Origin of the sequence: Rubrivirga marina (genome assembly GCF_002283365.1) — a bacterium.
Taxonomy (GTDB): Bacteria; Bacteroidota; Rhodothermia; order Rhodothermales; family Rubricoccaceae; genus Rubrivirga; species Rubrivirga marina.
In genome coordinates, this window is the sequence record NZ_MQWD01000001.1 from 3,578,821 (window position 1) to 3,597,283 (window position 18,463).

At 71.7% G+C, this 18,463-nt stretch carries 18 protein-coding genes; 5 read left to right on the top strand and 13 right to left on the bottom strand.

Translation table 11 applies throughout. The features are described from left to right. Positions 1-10: 10 nt before the first annotated feature. The 6 genes from BSZ37_RS15170 to BSZ37_RS15195 form a co-directional block, all read right to left on the bottom strand. Entirely contained in the window at positions 11-1,483 is a 1,473-nt protein-coding gene (locus tag BSZ37_RS15170) for an exopolysaccharide biosynthesis polyprenyl glycosylphosphotransferase (RefSeq protein WP_095511365.1), read from the bottom strand. Positions 1,484-1,588: 105 nt separating this feature from the next. After that, a complete protein-coding gene (locus BSZ37_RS15175) occupies positions 1,589-3,466 on the bottom strand; it encodes a right-handed parallel beta-helix repeat-containing protein (protein WP_095511366.1) in 1,878 nt (625 codons plus the stop codon). Then, complete coding sequence (locus BSZ37_RS15180) at positions 3,463-4,110, bottom strand: PIG-L deacetylase family protein (RefSeq protein WP_095511367.1); 648 nt, start codon at positions 4,108-4,110, stop codon at positions 3,463-3,465. Before BSZ37_RS15180 ends, BSZ37_RS15175 begins: the two co-directional genes overlap by 4 nt. Continuing rightward, entirely contained in the window at positions 4,110-4,991 is an 882-nt protein-coding gene (locus BSZ37_RS15185; RefSeq protein ID WP_179299671.1) for a glycosyltransferase family protein, read from the bottom strand. Before BSZ37_RS15185 ends, BSZ37_RS15180 begins: the two co-directional genes overlap by 1 nt. Next, positions 4,991-6,394 carry a glutamate-1-semialdehyde 2,1-aminomutase gene (locus BSZ37_RS15190; protein ID WP_095511368.1) on the bottom strand — a complete coding sequence of 468 codons (1,404 nt, stop codon included), beginning with the start codon at positions 6,392-6,394 and terminating at the stop codon, positions 4,991-4,993. The genes BSZ37_RS15185 and BSZ37_RS15190 overlap by 1 nt, the downstream gene beginning before the upstream one ends. Continuing rightward, positions 6,391-7,821, bottom strand: coding sequence for a DUF4910 domain-containing protein (locus BSZ37_RS15195; RefSeq protein ID WP_218830523.1), 1,431 nt, complete (start codon positions 7,819-7,821; stop codon positions 6,391-6,393). The genes BSZ37_RS15190 and BSZ37_RS15195 overlap by 4 nt, the downstream gene beginning before the upstream one ends. A gap of 177 nt (positions 7,822-7,998) precedes the next feature. On the opposite strand from BSZ37_RS15195, the gene BSZ37_RS15200 reads away from it, so the two are divergent. Both BSZ37_RS15200 and BSZ37_RS15205 read left to right on the top strand, forming a co-directional pair. Then, entirely contained in the window at positions 7,999-8,205 is a 207-nt protein-coding gene (locus BSZ37_RS15200) for a cold shock domain-containing protein (RefSeq protein ID WP_095511369.1), read from the top strand. Positions 8,206-8,326: 121 nt separating this feature from the next. Then, positions 8,327-8,587, top strand: coding sequence for a hypothetical protein (locus BSZ37_RS15205; RefSeq protein ID WP_095511370.1), 261 nt, complete (start codon positions 8,327-8,329; stop codon positions 8,585-8,587). On the opposite strand, the gene BSZ37_RS15210 is transcribed toward BSZ37_RS15205, so the two are convergent. From BSZ37_RS15210 to BSZ37_RS15230, 5 genes are all read right to left on the bottom strand, one after another. Beyond that, a complete protein-coding gene (locus BSZ37_RS15210) occupies positions 8,515-9,183 on the bottom strand; it encodes a nitroreductase family protein (RefSeq protein ID WP_218830524.1) in 669 nt (222 codons plus the stop codon). The genes BSZ37_RS15205 and BSZ37_RS15210 overlap by 73 nt on opposite strands. Then, complete coding sequence (locus BSZ37_RS15215) at positions 9,183-9,695, bottom strand: nucleoside deaminase (protein ID WP_095511371.1); 513 nt, start codon at positions 9,693-9,695, stop codon at positions 9,183-9,185. The genes BSZ37_RS15210 and BSZ37_RS15215 overlap by 1 nt, the downstream gene beginning before the upstream one ends. An 8-nt stretch (positions 9,696-9,703) precedes the next feature. After that, entirely contained in the window at positions 9,704-10,408 is a 705-nt protein-coding gene (locus BSZ37_RS15220; protein WP_095511372.1) for an SIMPL domain-containing protein, read from the bottom strand. Between the two features lie 48 nt (positions 10,409-10,456). Beyond that, the gene (locus tag BSZ37_RS15225) at positions 10,457-11,965 is read right to left on the bottom strand and encodes an asparagine--tRNA ligase (protein ID WP_095511373.1); all 1,509 of its coding nucleotides are present in this window, start codon (positions 11,963-11,965) and stop codon (positions 10,457-10,459) included. A 214-nt stretch (positions 11,966-12,179) separates the two neighbouring features. Next, positions 12,180-13,577, bottom strand: coding sequence for a GWxTD domain-containing protein (locus BSZ37_RS15230; protein WP_095511374.1), 1,398 nt, complete (start codon positions 13,575-13,577; stop codon positions 12,180-12,182). Between the two features lie 166 nt (positions 13,578-13,743). Here BSZ37_RS15230 and pckA point away from each other — a divergent pair, with 166 nt between their 5' ends. The 3 genes from pckA to BSZ37_RS15245 all read left to right on the top strand — a co-directional run bounded on the left by pckA (position 13,744) and on the right by BSZ37_RS15245 (position 16,740). Further along, on the top strand, positions 13,744-15,354 hold the full coding sequence (pckA, locus tag BSZ37_RS15235; protein ID WP_095511375.1) for a phosphoenolpyruvate carboxykinase (ATP): 1,611 nt from the start codon (positions 13,744-13,746) through the stop codon (positions 15,352-15,354). Positions 15,355-15,436: 82 nt separating this feature from the next. Next, a complete protein-coding gene (locus tag BSZ37_RS15240; RefSeq protein ID WP_095511376.1) occupies positions 15,437-16,279 on the top strand; it encodes a YfaP family protein in 843 nt (280 codons plus the stop codon). A 50-nt stretch (positions 16,280-16,329) separates the two neighbouring features. Next, positions 16,330-16,740: a PIN domain-containing protein gene (locus BSZ37_RS15245; RefSeq protein WP_095511377.1), complete on the top strand. Its 411-nt coding sequence runs from the start codon at positions 16,330-16,332 to the stop codon at positions 16,738-16,740. Here BSZ37_RS15245 and BSZ37_RS15250 read toward each other — a convergent pair. Together BSZ37_RS15250 and BSZ37_RS15255 are read right to left on the bottom strand one after the other, a co-directional pair. Next, the gene (locus BSZ37_RS15250; protein WP_095511378.1) at positions 16,737-18,020 is read right to left on the bottom strand and encodes a DUF3667 domain-containing protein; all 1,284 of its coding nucleotides are present in this window, start codon (positions 18,018-18,020) and stop codon (positions 16,737-16,739) included. The two genes, BSZ37_RS15245 and BSZ37_RS15250, sit on opposite strands and share 4 nt — an antisense overlap. 174 nt (positions 18,021-18,194) lie before the next feature. After that, complete coding sequence (locus BSZ37_RS15255; protein ID WP_095511379.1) at positions 18,195-18,404, bottom strand: hypothetical protein; 210 nt, start codon at positions 18,402-18,404, stop codon at positions 18,195-18,197. Positions 18,405-18,463: the final 59 nt, after the last annotated feature.

The window sequence follows — 18,463 nt, forward strand, 5'->3', positions numbered from 1 at the left end:
GCCCCGGTCCTCAGTAGGCTCCGGAGCCCTGGGCCACGACGCGGACGGTCCGCACGAGGATCACGGCGTCGAGCCACGGCGACCAGTTCCGGACGTAGTACGGGTCCCACCGCTCCATCCCGAGGTTGCCGGCGTCGCTCCGGCCGGACACCTGCCACAGGCCGGTGATCCCGGGCCGGACGCGCTCGCGGAGCGACCGGACACGCTCGCTCAGTTCCTCGTGGTGGTATCGCGGGAGGGGCCGGGGCCCGACGAGGCTCATCTCACCGCGGAGCACGTTGACGATCTGCGGAATCTCGTCGAGGCTCGTCCGGCGGAGGAACCGGCCGGGCGCGGTGATGCGCGGGTCCCGCTCCAGCTTGAAGTGCTCCTCCCACTCGGCGCGGAGCACGGGGTCGGCGTCGAGGGCGTCTCGAAGGACTCGTTCGGCGTTCGGGACCATCGTGCGGAGCTTCCAGGCTTTAAAGAGGGCGCCGTCGGCACCGACACGCTCCTGGGCATAGAACGGGTTGTGGCGGTCGGCGAGCCACACCCACAGGGCGAGGAGGCCGACGAGCGGAGCCCACAGCGGCGCGAGGCCGATGGCCACCAGGAGGTCGGCCGTTCGCTTGACGAAGCGGGGCGCGGTCCGCGTGAGCGTCGAGGTCAGTTCGAGGCCGAGGACGCCGGCGATGTCGCGGGGCGTGACCCAGAGGCTCGGCGCCTCGAACAGGTCGGGCACGACGACGACGGTGGCGTAGCACGAGAGCGGCCCTTCGAGGAGGTCGATCTGGTGGTCGCGGTCGGCTTCGGGGAGCGCGAGGAAGGCGACGGCCGCCTCGGGCGCCACCTGCGACGTGTCGCCCACGATCGGGATGGCGTCGAGGAATCCGCCCCAGGCGTCGATGTCGTCGGAGAACACGGCGACGGGCGTGTACCCGATGCCGCGCTCCTCCTGAAGCTGGCGCACGACGCGGGCGCCCGCGAGGCCCGCCCCATAGACGACGGCCGGCACGCCCCACGCGTCGCGCCGCACGAGCGCCGACTTCACGCTCCACCGCGCGAGCGGCACGAGCCCGAGCGCCAGAACGCCGGCCGCGCCGATCGCCAGCCGGCTCGACGCGTCGCCGCCCGGGCCGTTCACGTTCGCCAGCCACAGACCGACGACGGTCGTGGCGAACACGCCCCCGATCACCATCACGACGCGCCGGAGCTCCTCAGCTGCGCCCAGCCCCCAGCCCGGCAGCAGGCCGGACATCAGGGACACGCCGAGGTAGAGCGGCACCACGCCCCATCCCCAGCCGATCTGGGACCCGGCCTCCCCCATGAGAAGCTGGCGGACGAACCCGGCCACGAACAGCGCGACGGCCAGGGCCACCCCCTCGGCCGCCGCCACCGACGACGCGTTGCCGAGCCGCCGCTTCGTGTGGCACGCCGTGTGGGACCGGGCGAGCTCGCGGCGGCGTGAGAACGAGCGGTCCGGCGAGAGGAGAACGGTTTCCATCAGACTCGGGAGGGGCGAGCCGGGTCGTCCAAGCTTCGAGCCGTCGCGGGGCCTCCCCGCTTTTGATCGGCCCGGAACCGATTCCTGCGTTCCATCTGACGGACCTCAACGCGGCCAAACGGGCCGGGGCGGCGCGCCCCGCCAGTCGCCGCCGGCGCGAACACGGGCCGGATCGGCCCCGGCCCATGCGTAGGGCGTCACGGCCGTGCCGGGTGCCCCCGCATCGACCGAGGCGGGCGAAGCCACACGGAGCCGTTCGCCCGGCGCGACCAGCCGTGCCTCGCGGTCACCGCCGACGAGCCGCTGCCACGTCGCGAGGTCGTCGCCGCGGAAGCCGGCCTCCGACGGCGGGGCCGGGTAGGCGTAGAACGTTGAGCGGAACAGGTCGCGGCCGAGGCGGCCGTAGGCGTTCCCCTCGAACCGCGTCGTCCGGACGTCGGCGGGGCTGAGGCCCTCGACCGACATCTCGCGGGCCTCCTCGCCGGCCGTCGCGTTGCCCACGACCCAGTTGCCGAAGACGGCGTTGTGGCCGTCGGGCGCGCGCCGGTCGGGGTCGAGACGGAGCCAGATCCCGCTCCCGCCATTCTCGACGACCGTGTTGTGGACGAGCGCGTTGCGGCTCGCGGCCTGCGAGAGGATCCCCGTCCCGCTCCAGTCGCGCCACTGGGTCTCCGCGATCACGTTGTGTTGCGCGAGCGTCTCGGTCGTGTGGAGCTCCAGCATCAGCCCCGCCATGTCGTTGCCGACCAGCAGGCTGCCCTCGACCGTGTTGCGGTGGTTGTCGCCGTCGAGCCAGATGCCGGGCCCGCCGTTGTGGGCGGCGTAGTGGCGCCGGATGACCGTGTCCGTGGTGCGGACCCACTTCCCGCCGCCGGCCTCCCAGAACGGGTCGTGTCCCTTCCAGTTGTTGCCGACGGCCGCGCTCTCCTCGATGAGGCAGCCGCGGCAGCCGCCGCCCCACCCCATCTGCCCGTTGAGGTCGGCCCGGGAGCGGCGGAACGTGTGCCGCGCGCCCGAGACGTCGACCCCGAGCCCGTTCGTCCACTCGACGCGGACGTCCTCGACGAGCCCGCCGACGCTGCCTGCGCAGAGCGCGCCCCACTGCGCCCGGTTCGTCGCGTGGCGGAAGGTGATCCCCACGACGCGAATCCATCCTGGCGTCCCCACGCTCCCGCACTCGGCGTACGGGTCGGCGCCGAGCGGCGCGAACAGCACGGTCCGGGTCCCGACCTCGACGGGTCCGGCCGCCTCGGGCGACCGGTCGCCGGGGAAGCGGGCGACGAGCGCGCGCGGTGCCTCGTCCGAGCCCTCGCGCCAGAACCGGCCCGGCATCAACTCCGCGCGGCTCCCGACGGGACGGAGGACGACGCCTCCGGCGACAAGCACCTCGCGACGGAACGTCGGGTCGTCGGTGTAGGTGAGGAGCGCGTCGCCCGTCCACGGCCGGCGCCAGCTGCCGTCGCTCTGACGGACCCAGCCGTCGTCCGCACGGTCGGCGCCGGTGACGACGACGCGCTCGCCGGGCACGGCTGCGTAGGTCACGCGGGCGTCGGGGCCGGTGCCGCCGGACTGCGGGCGGATCGACTCGCGGTACACGCCGCCGCGGATGAGGACGACGTCGCCCGGACGGAGCGCGCCGGCGCGGGCCGCGCGCGAGATCGTCCGCCACGGTCTCTCGGCCGTACCCGGGTTGCGGTCGTCGGCGTGCGAGTTGGAGCCGTCGACGTGGTACGTCGTGCCGCCCGGCGCTGCGAACGCCGTCTCGGCGGGCTGGCAGCCCCCCTCGACCGGCCACTCGCCGGCGTCGCATGTGGCCGCCCGGACGTCGTCCCAGTCGGCCCGGACGGCGGCCGAGGCGGGCTCGGGCTCGCAGCCGGCGACGGCCAGCGCGAGCCACGACGCGCCCATGACGAGGACGGAGACCGCGAGCGCGGCCCCCGAGGCGGCAAGGGCGGCCGAGGCGCCGGGGTCGTCGGCCGTCACCAGACGAGCTTGGCGCAGTGGAACGCCTCGGCGTACCGCACGCCGGCCTCAACGCCCCGGATGCGCGCGAGCCCCTGGAACGTCTCGGCGTCGTACCAGCCCTTCGCCTGCTGGCTCGGAAAATGCTGTTCGAGGATCGACAGCTTCCGCATCATCACGTCGTCGTCGAGGGCGACGTAGGCGTTGGGCCGGTCGAGGTCGCCGTCCCACTTCGGGATCTCGTACTGGGCGATGGCGGCTCCGCGGAACGTCTGCCACGCGAGGTCCGCGATCACGCGGTGGTCCTGGTGCGCGTCGTCGCGGCGGTGCGTAAGCACGAGGTGCGGGCGGACGCCTTCGAGCGTCGCCTGAGCGAACCCCTTGATGTCAGCGGCCTCGAACGGGAAGTAGCCGTCCCGATAGGCGAGCACGTGAACGTCGGCGCGGGCGGCGCCGGCCAGGAGCGCGGCGGCCGCGGCGCGGGTCTCGGCGGCGCGGTCCGCACGTCCCGAAAACACGACGTACGTCACCTCGGTCTGCGGCCGCTCATCCAACAGGCGGAGGACGGTCCCCCCCGCCCCGATCTCGACGTCGTCGGCGTGGGCGCCGAGGAGGAGGAGGCGGAGCGGCTCGTCGCGGCCGAGAGCGGGGTCGAGGCCGAACACTAGCGGCCGGCGAGGACCGGCGGCTCGAGCGCGCCGTCGCCGAGGCCGGCGGGGTCCGCCTCGGCGTGGGGCCGGGCCGGGCCGGCGACGCCGTCGCCCGTCGCGCGGCGGTCGCCCCAGACCTCCCAGGGCGCCTGGCCGGCGTTGTAGATGTCCTCGAGGAGCTTCTTCTCCTTGAACGTGTCCATGCACGCCCAGAACCCGTCGTAGTCGTACGAGCCGAGCTGGCCGGCAGCGGCCATCCGGTGCGACGGCGCACCGAGGATGTCCTCGCCCGGCTGGATGTAGTCGAAGAACCGCCGGTTCATGACGAAGAAGCCGCCGTTGATGCGGAGGCCGATCTCCGTCACGTGGCGGACCTCCGTGACGGCGCCCGTCGGGTCGGTCTGGATGACGTGGCTCGTGTAGTTCGGCCGGCAGCCGAGGAACGTCGCCGCACGCCCGCTCTCCTGCGCGAAGTCGATCATCTGGTCGAGCGGCGCGTCGCTCACGCCGTCGGCGTAGTTGGCGAGGAACCACTCGTCGTCGCCAAGGAACTCGCGGACGGCCAGGAGCCGCTCGCCCACGCACGCCGTCAGGCCCGTGTCGACGAACGTGATCCGCCAGTCGTGGATGTCGGACCGCATGAGCTCGACGTTCGTCCCGCCGGTCAGCACGAAGTCATTCGAGACGGTCTCGTCGTAGTCGACGAAGTAGCGCTTGATGTGGTCGGCGCCGTGGCCGAGGCAGAGGATGAAGTCCTTGTGCCCGTAGTGGGCGTAGTACTTCATGAGGTGCCAGAGGATCGGCCGGTAGCCGACGCAGACCATGGGCTTCGGGATCGGGCCCGAGTGCTCCTTGATCCGCATCCCTTCGCCGCCGCAGAACAGGACGACTTTCATCACGCGTGGGGGGTCGTTCGGATCCGGGGCGCTTCAGAAACGGCGCCGTCGCCGCTCGGACGCGAGACAGACGTCCAGACCGTCCCGGCTTTTTTCCGGAAGACGGGCTGAACCGGCCGGCCGAGCAGGAATCCGTCGACCGACCCCGCGTCGAGCGCGCGGCCGTAGACCTCCAGCGCGCCGGCCACCGCCTCGGCCGTCTGGTCGATCACGTCGTCGGTATGGGCCGTCGTGATGACGAACGACGGGGCGAGGACGCCGCGCCGCGTGAGCTCCTGGAGGAACAGCGTCCGGAAGAGCTGCGAGGCGTGCCCGTCGAGGTCGCGGGTGGAAAAGACGAGGTTGCAGTCGCGCCCGGCCGTCCCGACGAACGCCCCGAGGCCGGCCGCCTCGGTGACCTCGCGGACTGCCTCGCGCAGCCGCGCGCCCTGGCGCATGAGTTGGCCGGCCACGTCTTCGTCGCGCGCGATCCGCATCGCCTCAATGGCCGCTGCGAGCGCGTGCGTCTCGGCGCCGTGCGTGGCCGAGAGGAGAAAGAGCCTGTCCCTGTCGGTGTCGAGCCCGCCGGCCTCCAGCAGGTCACGCCGCCCCGCCAGCGCGGAAACGGAGAACCCGTTGGCGAGCGCCTTGCCGAACGTGCTGAGGTCCGGGTCGAGCTCGAACAGCCCCTGCACGCCGCGCTCTGACCAGCGGAAGCCGGTGATCATCTCGTCGAGCACGAACACGACGCCGCGCTCCCGGCACGCCGCGATGCAGGCCCGGATGTACTCGCCAGGGTCGCTCTCGTCGCGGACAGCCTCCATCACGACGCACGCCGGCCGGTGTGTGTCGAGAACCTCCACGAGCGCGCCGAGGTCGCCGTACGGGAAGCCGACCGTCAGCCGCTTGACGGCGTCCGGGATGCCGGCGTCCATCGGCGTCGTGCCGATGAACCAGTCGTCCTGCGACAGGAACGGGTGATCCTCACAGATGGCGACGACGTCGCGCCCGGTCGCCGCGCGCGCCACCTTGACCGCCGCCGTCGTCGCCGACGAGCCGTCCTTGGTGAACTTGACGCAGTCGGCGCCGACGAGGTCGAGAAACGCCTCGGCGGCCTCCAGTTCGACGCGGGCGGGCCGGGTAAAGTTGGCCCCGCGCGCGATCCACTCCGTGGCGGCGCGGTTGACGCGCGGCTCGGCGTGGCCGAGCGTGACGGCCCGGAGCCCCTGCCCGTACTCGATAAAGCGGTTGCCATCGATGTCCCAGACGTGGGAGCCCTTGCCGCGGTCGATCACGACCGGCATCCACTCGGGCATCTGGTCGTCGCCCTTGGCGTAGGTGTGGGCGCCGCCCGGAATCAGGCAGTGCGCGTGCCGCTGGTGGTCGCGGCTCTGGGCGAAGCGGCCGAAGTCGGGGTCCGTCATGGGCTCCGAAAATCCGTGACGAGGTCGTCGGCTGAGAGCGTCGCGCCGTCGCCGACGGGTGCGGTCGGGCGGGGCGTCTCGTCCGTGAGGAGGTCCGCCTCGGCGAGGCGGTCGGCGGCGGCGCGGACGGCGGCGAACGGGAGCCCGCTCCGCTCGGCGACGTCGAGGAGCGAGTGCTGGCCATCCGAAAGATTGAGGACCCAGAGCGCGGCCTGCTGCGCCTCGGGACCGTTGGGGAGCCCGCCGAGGCTGGCGTAGAGCCCGCGCCGGCCGAGCTGCGGCTCGCCGTACGGCTGCGCGTTGCGGTACACGCCGTCGCCGTCGAGCGTCCGGACGATCGTCTCCAGCGCCTCCAGCGACGCCGCCAGCGCCTCGGGACGGACGAGGCTCAGGTCGTCGCCGGACGTGTGGTACTCGGGGTACTCCCCGTGCGGCGTCCGCGTAAGGCGGCCGACGGGCAGGTCGAAGCCCGGGCTCCCGAACTGGCGCTCGTCGTAGCCCGTCGGCGTGAACGGGCGGACCTCGAGGCCGTGGCCGAGGTCGCGGAGGGCGACCTCGACGGCGCGGTCGACCGGCAGCAGCTGGTCCAGCGTCCCGCGCCGCGAGCGCTTGTAGGTGAAGCCGCCGGTGTCGCCGAGGTTCGCGAGGACGAGGCCGTGCCGGATCTGCCCGAGGTGGGCGTGGGCGCGGTCGAGCCACGCGAGCGCTCCGACGGTCCCCGGCGCGAACAGGAAACGAACGGTGTGACGGAGCGTCGGTCCGTCGATCAGGCGCCGCGCGAGGGCCGTCGCGACGGCCAGCGACGACGCGTTGTCGTTGGCGAGGGCCGGGTGGCAGGCGTGCGCCGAGAGCAGGATCTCCTCTTCCGTCTGCCCTGGGACGAGCACCTCGCCGTACGTCAAGCTCCCGTCGACCTGCTCGGCATCGACGACGACCTCGACCTCACCGCCTTCGCCGATCTCCTCCGCGAGCCGGTCGAGCGAGCGTTGCGACAGACAGAAGCCCCACGTCGGCGCGTAGTACGACGTGCGGTACGGGACGAGGTCGGGGTGGTCGGGCAGCGTGTGGAGGTGCGCCCGGAGCGCCCACAGCGGCATCCGATCGCGCGCGGCCACGCTGTACTGGACGAGGTGGAGCGGGCTGTCGGCCCAGTCCACGATGCGCGTCCCGTCCTCCCGGGCGAGGTAGGCCTCGCGGACGCGCCACTCCTTGGGGATCGTCCAGTCGAGGACGCGCGTGCCCGACGGGACCTCGGAGATCCGGAGCGGGACGCGCTGTCCGAGTGCGAGGAGCGTCTGGCGGAGCCCGTCGCCTGTGATGCACCGACGATGGGGCAGGATCTCGGCGACGAGCCCATGCAGTCGAGCACCGAGGGCATCGACCTCGACCGGATCTGGAGACGATGTTTGGGGGGCGACGATGGGCAATCCAACAACCAGTGGTTCTAGGCCGGTATCGGCGGCCGCGAGCCCTCACTGAACCCCCACACCGCCTTCGCTGAGGCCACGCGGAGCCTTTGCCGAGCCTCCGCTGAAGCCTCGGGCCACCCGGCCGCTTCCTCCGTACCCTCCTGGCCATTTGTCCGACAACCAGACCCGAGAGACATGATCAAGGGTACGATCACGCAGTTCGACGCCCGCCGCGGCACCGGCTTCGTCCGGCACCACCGCGGCGACCACGGCATCCCGTTCTCGCTCCGCCACGCGGCCGACCACGACCTCGCCCACGGCGACGCGGTCGAGTTCACCGTCCGCGGCGGCAAGGCCGGCGTGGCCGCCCACGGCGTCCGTCGCGTCCGCGCCACATCATAGACGGCGCCTCACTCCAAGTCGAGAGCGCCCGGGGGATTCGTCCTCCGGGCGCTCTTCACATTTGGGCGCATCCCGCGGGCAGCGGCCCCGTATGGCGGGTCTCCACTCTCACCCCAGACCCATGACCCGCGGCACCGTTCACCAGTACGACCCCGAGCGCGGCACCGGCGTGCTGTGCTGCATCGCCGGGACCCACGTCCCCTTTTCCTCTCGCAACCCGAACCTGCGGCCCGGCGACACGATCTCGGTCAACCTCGTCGGCGGCCTCGCTGGGCTCTACGCGACCGACGTCGCGCCGCCCCGGACGCCTCAGCGCCAGACGGCGACCTCGCTCATGGGCTTCCTCTTCAGGTCGGGCACCCTCGCTCCCTCCGCCGGGTAGCCGACCGGGAACAGGATGAACGGCGCCTCCCCGTCGGGGCGCTCCAGGATCTCGCCCAGGAAGCGCATCGGCGACGGCGTGTGCGTGAGCGTCGCCAGCCCGACGTGGTGGAGCGCGGCGATGAACAGCCCCGCGGCGATGCCGCAGCTCTCCTGCACGTAGTAGTGCTTCCGCTTCGCGCCGTCGGGGCGGCGGCCCCACCGCTGGGCGAACAGGACGACCAGCCACGGCGCCGTCTCGAGGAACGGCTTGCGCCAATCGGTCCCGAGCGGCGCCAGCGCCTCGAGCCACTCGTCCGACATCCGGCCGCCGTAGCTCTCGCGCTCTTCCGCCTCGGCCGCCTCGCGGATGCGGCCCTTCGTCTCGGCGTCGGAGACGGCCACGAAGGTCCACGGCTGCATGTGCGCCCCGCTCGGCGCCGTGCTGGCCGTTGCGATGGCCCGCTCGACGAGCGCGCGCGGGACCGGGCGGTCCGAGAAGTCGCGGACGGAGCGGCGGGCGTCCATCGTGTCGAAGAACGCCTCCGCCCGCTCGATCGACTCCGCCTCGGTGAGCGGCTCGACGGAGTACGGGACGGTCGGGGATGCCCTGTCCACTAGTACGTCGTCCCGCCGCGCTCCACGAACGCATCGAACACGGCGACGGCCTCGTCGCGGAGGTGCGGGCCGTCGACCTCGACCGGCGCGCCGCCGAGGCGCTTCATGTCACGGTTCGAGATCGGCAACTCGCGGAACCCACAGCGGTCGGCGTCGGCGATCGTGGCGCCGTAGACGATCCGGTCAACGTTGGCCCAGTGGATCGCGCTGAAGCACATCGGGCACGGCTCGCACGACGAGTACAGCGTGCACCCGCCGAGGTCGATGGTGCCGAGCGCGCGGCACGCCTCGCGGAGCGCGTGGACCTCCGCGTGCGCCGTGATGTCGGTCGTCTGGAGCACCACGTTGTGGACCGCGACGACGCGCTCGGGCTCCGCCAGCGGCTCGCCGTCGGCGTCGTGCGTCCGGACGATGACGGCGCCGAACGCGCTGCCCCCGGCGTCCACGCCCTTCTGGGCCCACGCGATGGCTTCACGGAGGTAGGCGGCGTCTGTCGAGGAGAGGTCGGCCATGCCCAAGGTTACGGCCGGAGCGCGAAGCGGACGACGACCGTCGCCCGGACCTGGCTCGACCCGGCCGAGTACGCCGCCGGGTTCGCCGCGGCCTCCTCGACCACCACCTCGTCATAGCCGCCCATCCCACGATAGTAGGGCTGCACCATGGGGGCCCCTTGCTCGACGATGGCCTGGACGTCGCCGAGCGTCCGGCCGGCGGCCGTGGCCAGTCGCTGGGCCTTGGTACGGGCCCGCGCCATCGCCTCGTCGAGCGCGCGGTCCTGATACGGCCCGGACTCGCGGATCGTGTAGATCAGTCCGTCGAGCCGGTTCGCGCCGACCTCGACGACCGACGCGACCAGCTCCGGGACGACCGCGAGGCTGTCGGTCTCGACCGCCACGATCCGGAAGGCCTGGTAGCCGTCGGGGCCGTTCGGCCCGTAGTTCTCGCCGAGGTTGAGGCCCTCGATCGTGATCTGTCGGTCCGCGATGCCGAACGAGCGGACCTGCGTGAGCACGCGGGCCATGTCGTCCTCGTGCTGGCGGAGCGCCCCGGCAGCCGTCTCCGCTCGGGTCTGAACGCCGAGGCGGATGACGGCGCGATCGGGCGGCGCCGTCACGGTCGCCGACCCGACGACGGTGACGGTGTTCGCGTCGAGGTCGAACTCGACGGTCTGGGCGGAGGCGGCGGAAGCCGCGAGGAGGACGAGGGCGGCGAAGAGAGCGCGCATGGGAGCGAGAAGTGGGTGCCTCTCAAACGCCCCCCCGCCCCGTCTCGTCTACGGGTGGAGCCGGCCGAGGAGGCGCGGGAACGGCCCGGTCTCGCGGACGTGGGGGAGCCCGCACACGTAGGCGACAGTCCGCTCCAGCCCGAGGCCGAAGCCGGCGTGCGGCACGCTCCCGTACTTCCGGAGGTCGAAGTACCAGTCGAAGGCGCTCTCAGGCAGCCCGTGCGCCTCGACCTGGTCGCGGAGGAACTGGAGGTCCGTCGCCCGCTCGCCGCCGCCGACGATCTCGCCGTAGCCCTCGGGCGCGAGGACGTCCATGCCGAGCGCGAGGCGGTCGTCCTCGGGGTCGCGCTTCATGTAGAACGCCTTGACGGCCGCCGGGTAGCGGTGGACGATGACCGGGGTTTGGAAGTGGCGCGTGAGGACCGTCTCGTCGGAGGCGCCGAAGTCGCTCCCCCACTCGAAGTCGCGGGCGCTGGCCTTCCACGTCGGGATGTTGCGGAGGCCCTCGGCGATCTCGTCGAGGCGGACATTGATCTCGATCTCGCGCGCGTCGATCCGCCGCTTCTCGCCCTTCTTGGCCTGCCCGTAGGCCGCGCGGTTCCGGTCGCGCTCTTCCTCGAGCGCGTGCTTCTCGTCCTCCAGACCCTCCTGCTCCGCGTCGAGCATGGTCTGCGTCGCGTCGCCGGTGAGGAGGTCGACGGCCTCGGAGTAGCTGAGGCGCGGGAACGGCGTCTGCATCGCGGCCTCCAGCTTGCCGACGTCGCGGCCGAGCGTCTCGAGCTCGTCGCGGCAGTCGGCGGTCACGGCCCGGAGGATGGCGACGAGCAGCTCTTCGGCGACCTCCATGTTCATGGCGAGGTCGTAGAACGCCATCTCGGGCTCGATCATCCAGAACTCCGTGAGGTGCCGCCGCGTGCGGGACTTCTCGGCGCGGAACGTCGGCCCGAAGGTGTAGATCTTGCCGTGGGCCATCGCCATGGCCTCGCCGTGGAGCTGGCCCGACTGCGTGAGGTAGGCCGGCTCGCCGAAGTAGTCGAGCTCGAACAGCGTCGACGTGCCCTCGACGGCGTTGCCCGTCAGGATCGGGGCGTCCATCTGGATGAACCCCTCGCCCTGGAAATAGGCGTGGATGGCCGTGATGATCCGGTTGCGGACGCGCATGGCGGCCCACTGGCGCTGGCTGCGGAGCCAGAGGTGCCGACGGTCCATCAGGAACTCGACGCCGTGGTCCTTCGGCGTGATCGGGTACGGCTCGGCGAGCGCGATCACCTCGACGGACGCGGCCTGGACCTCGACGCCGCCCCGCTGGCGGTCGTCGGCCTTCACCTCGCCGACGACGCGGAACGCGCTTTCCTGCGTCAGCGACGACGCGGCCTCGAACGCCTCCGCTCCGACCTGCTCCTCGTTGACGACGACCTGCACGATGCCAGACCCGTCGCGGAGCTCGAGGAACCGCAGCCCCTTCGAGCCGCGCGCGTTGTACAGCCACCCGTTGACGGTGACGGTCTCCCCGACGTGGTCGGGCAGGGCTTCGACGCGGACGAACGGCTCGGTCATGAGGGCAAGGCGGGGGTTCCGGGGAGAGAAACGGGAAGCTACGGGCGGCGCCCGACGGGAACTGGGAACGGGGAGATGGGGAATGGCAGATCTCCACCCCTTCCCGCCTCGGTGGGTGTGTGGCCGAGGCCGACAGAGGGGCTCCCTGCACCTGGCGAGGGCGCTCCGGCTGGAGCGCCCTCTCCCCGTTGCCCTGTTCCTCGTCCCCTTCTCCCTACCGGATCAGCTGCGCCTCCCAGTTGGGGATCGACACCTCGCCGGTCACGTCCGAGTGGATGAGCTCGTAGCGGTCCGACGAGTAGCGGTCGACGAACACGAAGAAGGCCTGCCCCTCTCCCGGAATGTTGTCGTAGCGCCAGATCTCGTGCTGGAGCATGCCTGCTTCGAACGGCCGACGGTCGATCTCCGTCGGCGGGCCGTACGTGAGGAAGATCCGTCCGCGGTCGGTCTGGTACGGCTCCTGCCCGAACTCGCTGAACCGCTGGGTCACGACCCGGAGGCGGTTGTAGAAGTTCTGGCGGGCCTCGTTGACGGACGGGACGCCGTCCTCGTCGCGCGTGGCCCAGAAGGCGGCGAGGAAGGCGCGGCGCTCCTCGTCCGTCGTGAGCGCGGCCATCTGCGCCTCCTCCCGCCCGGTCGCGATCACGCGGGCGTGGGCGAGGTTCTGAAGGAGCTCCTCCTCCCCCATCGCCCCGTACAGGGTCTCCTCGAACGACATCGCGTCGCCCGTCGCGACCGGCGCCACGTCCGGGTTGATGACGAAGAACCGCTTGCTCTGCTCGGCGACCGCCTCGTTGGCCTCGTTCAACGCCACGAGGCGCAGGTAGTAGATCCCGCTCGGCAGCGTGCTCACGTCGATCTGCCCCGCGATGACGTCGACCGGCTTGACGGACCGGTCGAGCCGATCCTCGTGGTCGGGCAGCGCAGCGCCCGTCGCGCTCTCGGCGACGAACGAGACGAGCGTGTAGTCCTCGGTCGCGTCCGGCGGCCCGTAGACCTCGGCGTAGTAGCGGACGGCCGCGCCGTCGCCGCCATAGAAGGCGTCGGGGTTGGGGCGGATCGAGAGGCCGCTTTTGGAGAGCGGATCGGTGGGGTCGGTGGTCGGCCGGATCCGCGTCGCCAGCTGCACGGCCGAGATCGCGGTCCCCCGGGCCTCAGCGTAATTGGGGACGGTGAGGTTGAGGAGCGCGCGGACCTCCTGCTCGCCCTCCGGCATCAGCGTCACGTCGACCTCGTACTCGCCCGGAGCCACCGCGAGGCGGACCTGCTCGACGAACACCTGGGTCGACGTCAGCGCCGTCGTATCGTCGACGGCGTACGCGAACGGGAGGGTCCGGTCGTACGCCGGCGCGGCCTCGGCGCCCGACGGCGCCGCCTGCGCGACGGGCCGCACGACGATGTGGGTCGGGACGACGGCCTCGAAGCCGGACGCCGCTGGCTCAAACGGGAGCGTCGCCGCGCGGAACGACAGGTAGAGTTCGACGAGCGACTGGTCCTCCGAATACTGGAACGTCGCGGCGTCGGGGCGGAACACGATGGGCTCCTGCGCAGACGGCGCGACAGCAGACAGAGCGAGCGCAGTGAGCGCCAGGGCGCGTAGAGATCGGGTCATTCGGAGCAAAAAAAGCGGTGTGTGGACCCGTAACGGGCAGGGCGAAGATAACGTGCGTTGCCCCCGGTCCCCGGACCGCCGCCGGGAGTGGGACCGTAGGTTTGTGCCTCTCGCCTCATTTCGTCCTCCATTCTCGGAAGCGCTTCCAGCGCGCCGCCCCCTCCGTATGAACGCCCCGGAACCGGTCCTCCGCCATCTCGCCGAGCTCGGTCTCGACCGCACGCAGACCGTCTACTACAACCTCCCCCCCGCCCGCCTCGTCGAGCTCTCCGTCCGCCGGGGCGAGGGCCGGCTGACGGCCGGCGGCCCGCTCGCGACGCGGACGGACCCGCACACCGGCCGCTCCCCCAACGACCGGTTCATCGTCCGCGAGGAGACCAGTGAGGACGCCGTCGCCTGGGGCGCGACCAACCGGCCGATCTCCGAGGACGCCTTCGACCGGCTCCACGGCGCGATGAAGCGCTACGCGACCGGCCGCGACCTCTTCGTCCGCGACTGCTACGCCGGCGCCGACCCGCGCTACCGCGTCAGGGTCCGCGTGATCACGGAGAAGGCGTGGCACTCGATCTTTGCCCACAACATGTTCCTCCGACCGGCCACCGAGGAGGAGTTGGAGGAGTTCGAGCCGGACTACACCGTCCTTGACCTCTGCGACTTCAAGGCGACCGAGAAGGTCAACGCGGAGCTCAACTCGTCGACGTTCGTCCTCCTCCACCTCGGGCGCGGGCTCGTCCTCATCGGCGGGACGAACTACGCCGGCGAGATCAAGAAGTCGATCTTCTCGGCGCTCAACTTCGTGCTCCCGGACAAGGGCGTCCTCCCCATGCACTGCTCGGCCAGCGAGGCCGTCGGCGGGGGCAACACGGCCGTGTTCTTCGGGCTCAGCGGCACGGGCAAGACGACCCTCTCGGCCGACGCCCGCCGCGTCCTCATCGGCGACGACGAGCACGGGTGGAGCGAGGAGGGCGTGTTCAACTTCGAGGGCGGGTGCTACGCCAAGGCGATTCGCCTGAGCCCCGAGGGCGAGCCCGAGATCTACGACACGACGCGCGAGTTCGGCACGCTCGCCGAGAACGTCGCGCTCCTCCCCGACCGGTCGATCGACTTCGACGACGCGACGATCACGGAGAACACGCGCCTCTCGTACCCGATCTCCTTCATCCCGAACGCCAGCGAAGACGGGATGGGCGGCGTCCCCGAGACCGTCCTCTTCCTCACGGCCGACGCGTTCGGCGTGCTCCCGCCGATCGCGAAGCTCACGCCGGAGCAGGCGCAGTACCACTTCCTCAGCGGCTACACGGCCAAGGTGGCCGGGACCGAGCGGGGCGTGACCGAGCCCAAGGCGACGTTCTCGGCCTGCTTCGGCGAGCCGTTCATGGTCCTCCCGCCGAGCCGCTACGCCGAGATGCTCGGCGAGCGGATCGAACGAACGGGCGCCCGCGTGTTCCTCGTCAACACGGGGTGGACCGGCGGGCCGTACGGGACGGGCGAGCGGATGAAGCTGGCCTGGACGCGCCGGATGGTCGACGCCGCGCTGGCGGGCGAACTCGACAGCGTCGAGACGGAGACGGAGCCCGTCTTCGGCCTTGAGGTGCCCGTCGCCATCGACGGCGTCCCGGATTCGGTCCTCCACCCCCGCCAGACGTGGGCCGACACCGACGCCTACGACGCGAAGGCCAGCCAGCTCGCGGAGATGTTCGCGGACAACTTCGAGAAGTACCGCGAGAACGTGTCGGAGGAGGTCCGGCAGGCCGGCCCGGCCCGCGCGATGGCATGAGAGAAGTGGGACGTGGAGGCGCCCCGAGTGACGGTCCGTCTGGCGGATTCTCGTCTCCCGGGGTGACCCTCCACGTTCCCCCATGCCCACGCTCCCCGCCCTCCGCCTGCTCCTCGCCGGGCTCCTCCTCGTCGGCCTCGCCGGCTGCGACGCCTTCGGCGGCGGCGATCCCTCGCTCGCCGACGTCCTCACCGCTGTGACGGTCGGGACCACCGAGGCCGACCTCGTCTCGGACGACGTTCCAACTGACGGGTCCGGCACCGCTCCCGCACTAGACGGCGGCGGCCAGATCGTCCGCGGCGGCTCCGCGATCTTCAGCCTCACCCCGAACGGCGCCGACCGGATCTACGTCGGCGTCGAGGGCGAGGATGGGCGCTACGAGGCCCCCATCACGGGCGCCGGCGCGACGACGCTCGTCATCACGACGAACGGCGAGGATACGGCCACGAGCTACGTCCTCCTCGTCGCGACCGAGGCCGACGGCACCGTGAGTGCGGTCGTGCGCCGGACGCTGACCGTCAACGCAGAGGCCAACGCCTCCGGGCAGATCCAGGTCAGCCTGAACTGGAACGCCCCGGTCGATCTCGACCTCCACCTCGAGACGCCCGAGGAGGAGGATATCTACTACGGCAACGACGTCGGCAGCACCGGAGGCGAGCTCGACCTCGATTCGAACGCCGGGTGCGGCCTCGACCGCGTCGACAACGAGAACATCGCGTGGCCCGAGGGCACCACGCCCTCGTCCGGCACGTACGTCGTTCGCGTCGACTACTGGTCGGCCTGCTCCGTGACGACCCCGGTCCCGTTCGTCGTGACGGTCAACGTCCGCGGGTCCGTCCGCACGTTCCAAGGGGTCTTCCAGCCCGGCGACGCTGACCGTGGCGGCGCCTTCGACGGCCGGGAGATCCACACGTTCACGTTCTAAGCGACGACCGCGGCGGGCCCGTCGGACGGTCCTCGGCCCCTTCCCCTGCCGTGTCCTCACACGACGCCCCGCGCGCGGTCCTCGACACGAATGTGCTGGTGGCCGCCGGCTTCCGCCCGCGCTCCGCGTCGGGCCGGCTGGCGGCCGCCGTGCGCGACGGGCGTCTCCTCGCCCTCTGGACCGAGGCGACGCGCGCCGAAGCCGTCTCCGTCCTCGGCCGGATCCCTCCGCTGCGGCCCGCCGACCTCGGCGCCCTCTTCCCCGAGGCGGGGCAGGTCCAGCTCCTGCTCGACTCAGACCGCTTCGACCGCGTGCCGGGCCCCGCCGATCGCACGTTCGCGGCGCTGGCGAGCGCCGCCGGTGCCCCGCTCGTCACGGCCGACGCACCGTTGGCCGAGGGCGCCCGCGCCCACGGCGTCGACGTCCGGGCACCCAGCGAGGCCGCCCGGTCGCTCCTCTAGCTGCTGAGTGCCGCGGCGAGCACGATGACGCCGACCAGTCCCCAGAACAGGACGATCGAATAGGCCCACCCGAGCACGAGCGCTTTCGCGACCGTCTTGGTCCAGCCCTGCCCGTAGACTCGCTTCTGCGCGAGAAGGAAGTAGAGCGGGATCCCACCCCAGAACAGGACGAGGGACAGCGTGCGAGCCCACTCGGCCGTCGTGATCGCCAGCAGGCAGGCAATGACGGTGAACACGAGGAACGCGAAGGCGTGGGTGTGGAGTCCGAAGACGAGGTGCTCGGCGTAATACCAGTCTCGGCGGACGTAGAGAACCTTGAGGAGGAGAGCGAAGACGGGCAGGATGAGGAACAGCGCCGTGGGCACCCGCCCGATGGCCTCGCGCGCGAACGCCGCGCCCGCCTCGGCGATCTCCCCCCGGCTCCGGGCCGCGTTGATCCGACGGATCGCCCCGGACCGAGCCAGGCCCTCGGGAAGGTTGATGTTCGCGTTCGTCTCGGGGTAGATCCGCGCCCGCGCCTCGTGGATGTCGGCCAAGCGGACGGTGCTGTCTGGTGGCAGCGCGCTGAGAAGGGCTGCCTCCAGGCGCCACCTTCGAAGCCGGTCGGCGGCGTCGCCCCGCGTGTCGTCGAGGGTGTCCTGAACGTCTTCCAGATCGTCGAGGAGGTCGTCGTCCGCGTCGGAGGCGATTCCGGCCGAGTCGGCTTGGACAGCCGCCGAGTCAGCGGCGGGCACCTGGAGCCGGTCGACGATGGCCTGCAACGAGTCGACTTCGGCCCGCTCCTCGGCCGCCTCAATCGGTGCGGCGGCGATGTTGGCCTCGACCTCCGCGAGATGGTCGGCGACGACCACGGTCGAATCGGGGTCGGCGCCCCCCGTCGAGATCGTCTCGCGGAGTCGCTCGGCCGGGTCTAGCAGTGTGAGGAGGACGAAGAAGAGGAGCGTCGACGTCAGGTACACCCGGAGCGGCCGGAGGTACCGCCGCCGCCGCCCCTCGACGTAGGCGACCGTCAGCGCGCCGGGCCGGAACAGCAGGTCGCGGAGCGTGACCCACACGCGCCCATCGACTCCGAAGAACTCCGACGCCGACCGGGCGAGGAACCGGTGGACGGGCTGGCGGAGCGGCTGGTCGCGCTGTCCGCACGCGGCGCAGTAGGCCCCAGCGATCGGTTCTCCGCAGTTCGCACACGTCCCCCGACCGGAGGGCGGCGCGGGGTCGCCGGGGTGCGGCTCCTCCTCGTCGGCGAGCGCGGAATAGAGGGTCGGGTCGATGTCGGACACGGCAGGGAGCGCGGACGCTCCAACCTACGCGGAGCGCCTTCGTGAACGTGTCGCAAACTGCACGCCCTCCGCTCCACGGCCCTCCGCCGGACCCGAATCCGAACGCATGGGTGAGCCCCTCCCCCTGTCCATGCGGCGTGTCCTCCTCGCCTGGGCCCTCCTCCCCGCCTCCGCTCACGCGCAGCGCTCGGTCGAGTAATGGTCCGGGACCGACCTCGGCAGTGGCCGGATCGTCGACAGCCCCCGCGTCAGCCACCCACGGTTGAACTCGCTCGACGTCGAGATCGTCACGCACAGACGCGGTGCGGATCCGGTGATCGTCGCGAGCGACAGGTACGTGCTCGTCGCCACCGTGGCCGACGACGAGACGCTGGCAGACTGCACCGCGCCCCGCGTGGGATGCGCCAACGTCGAGGCCGGCCCGGGTGGGCGCGGGATCCTCA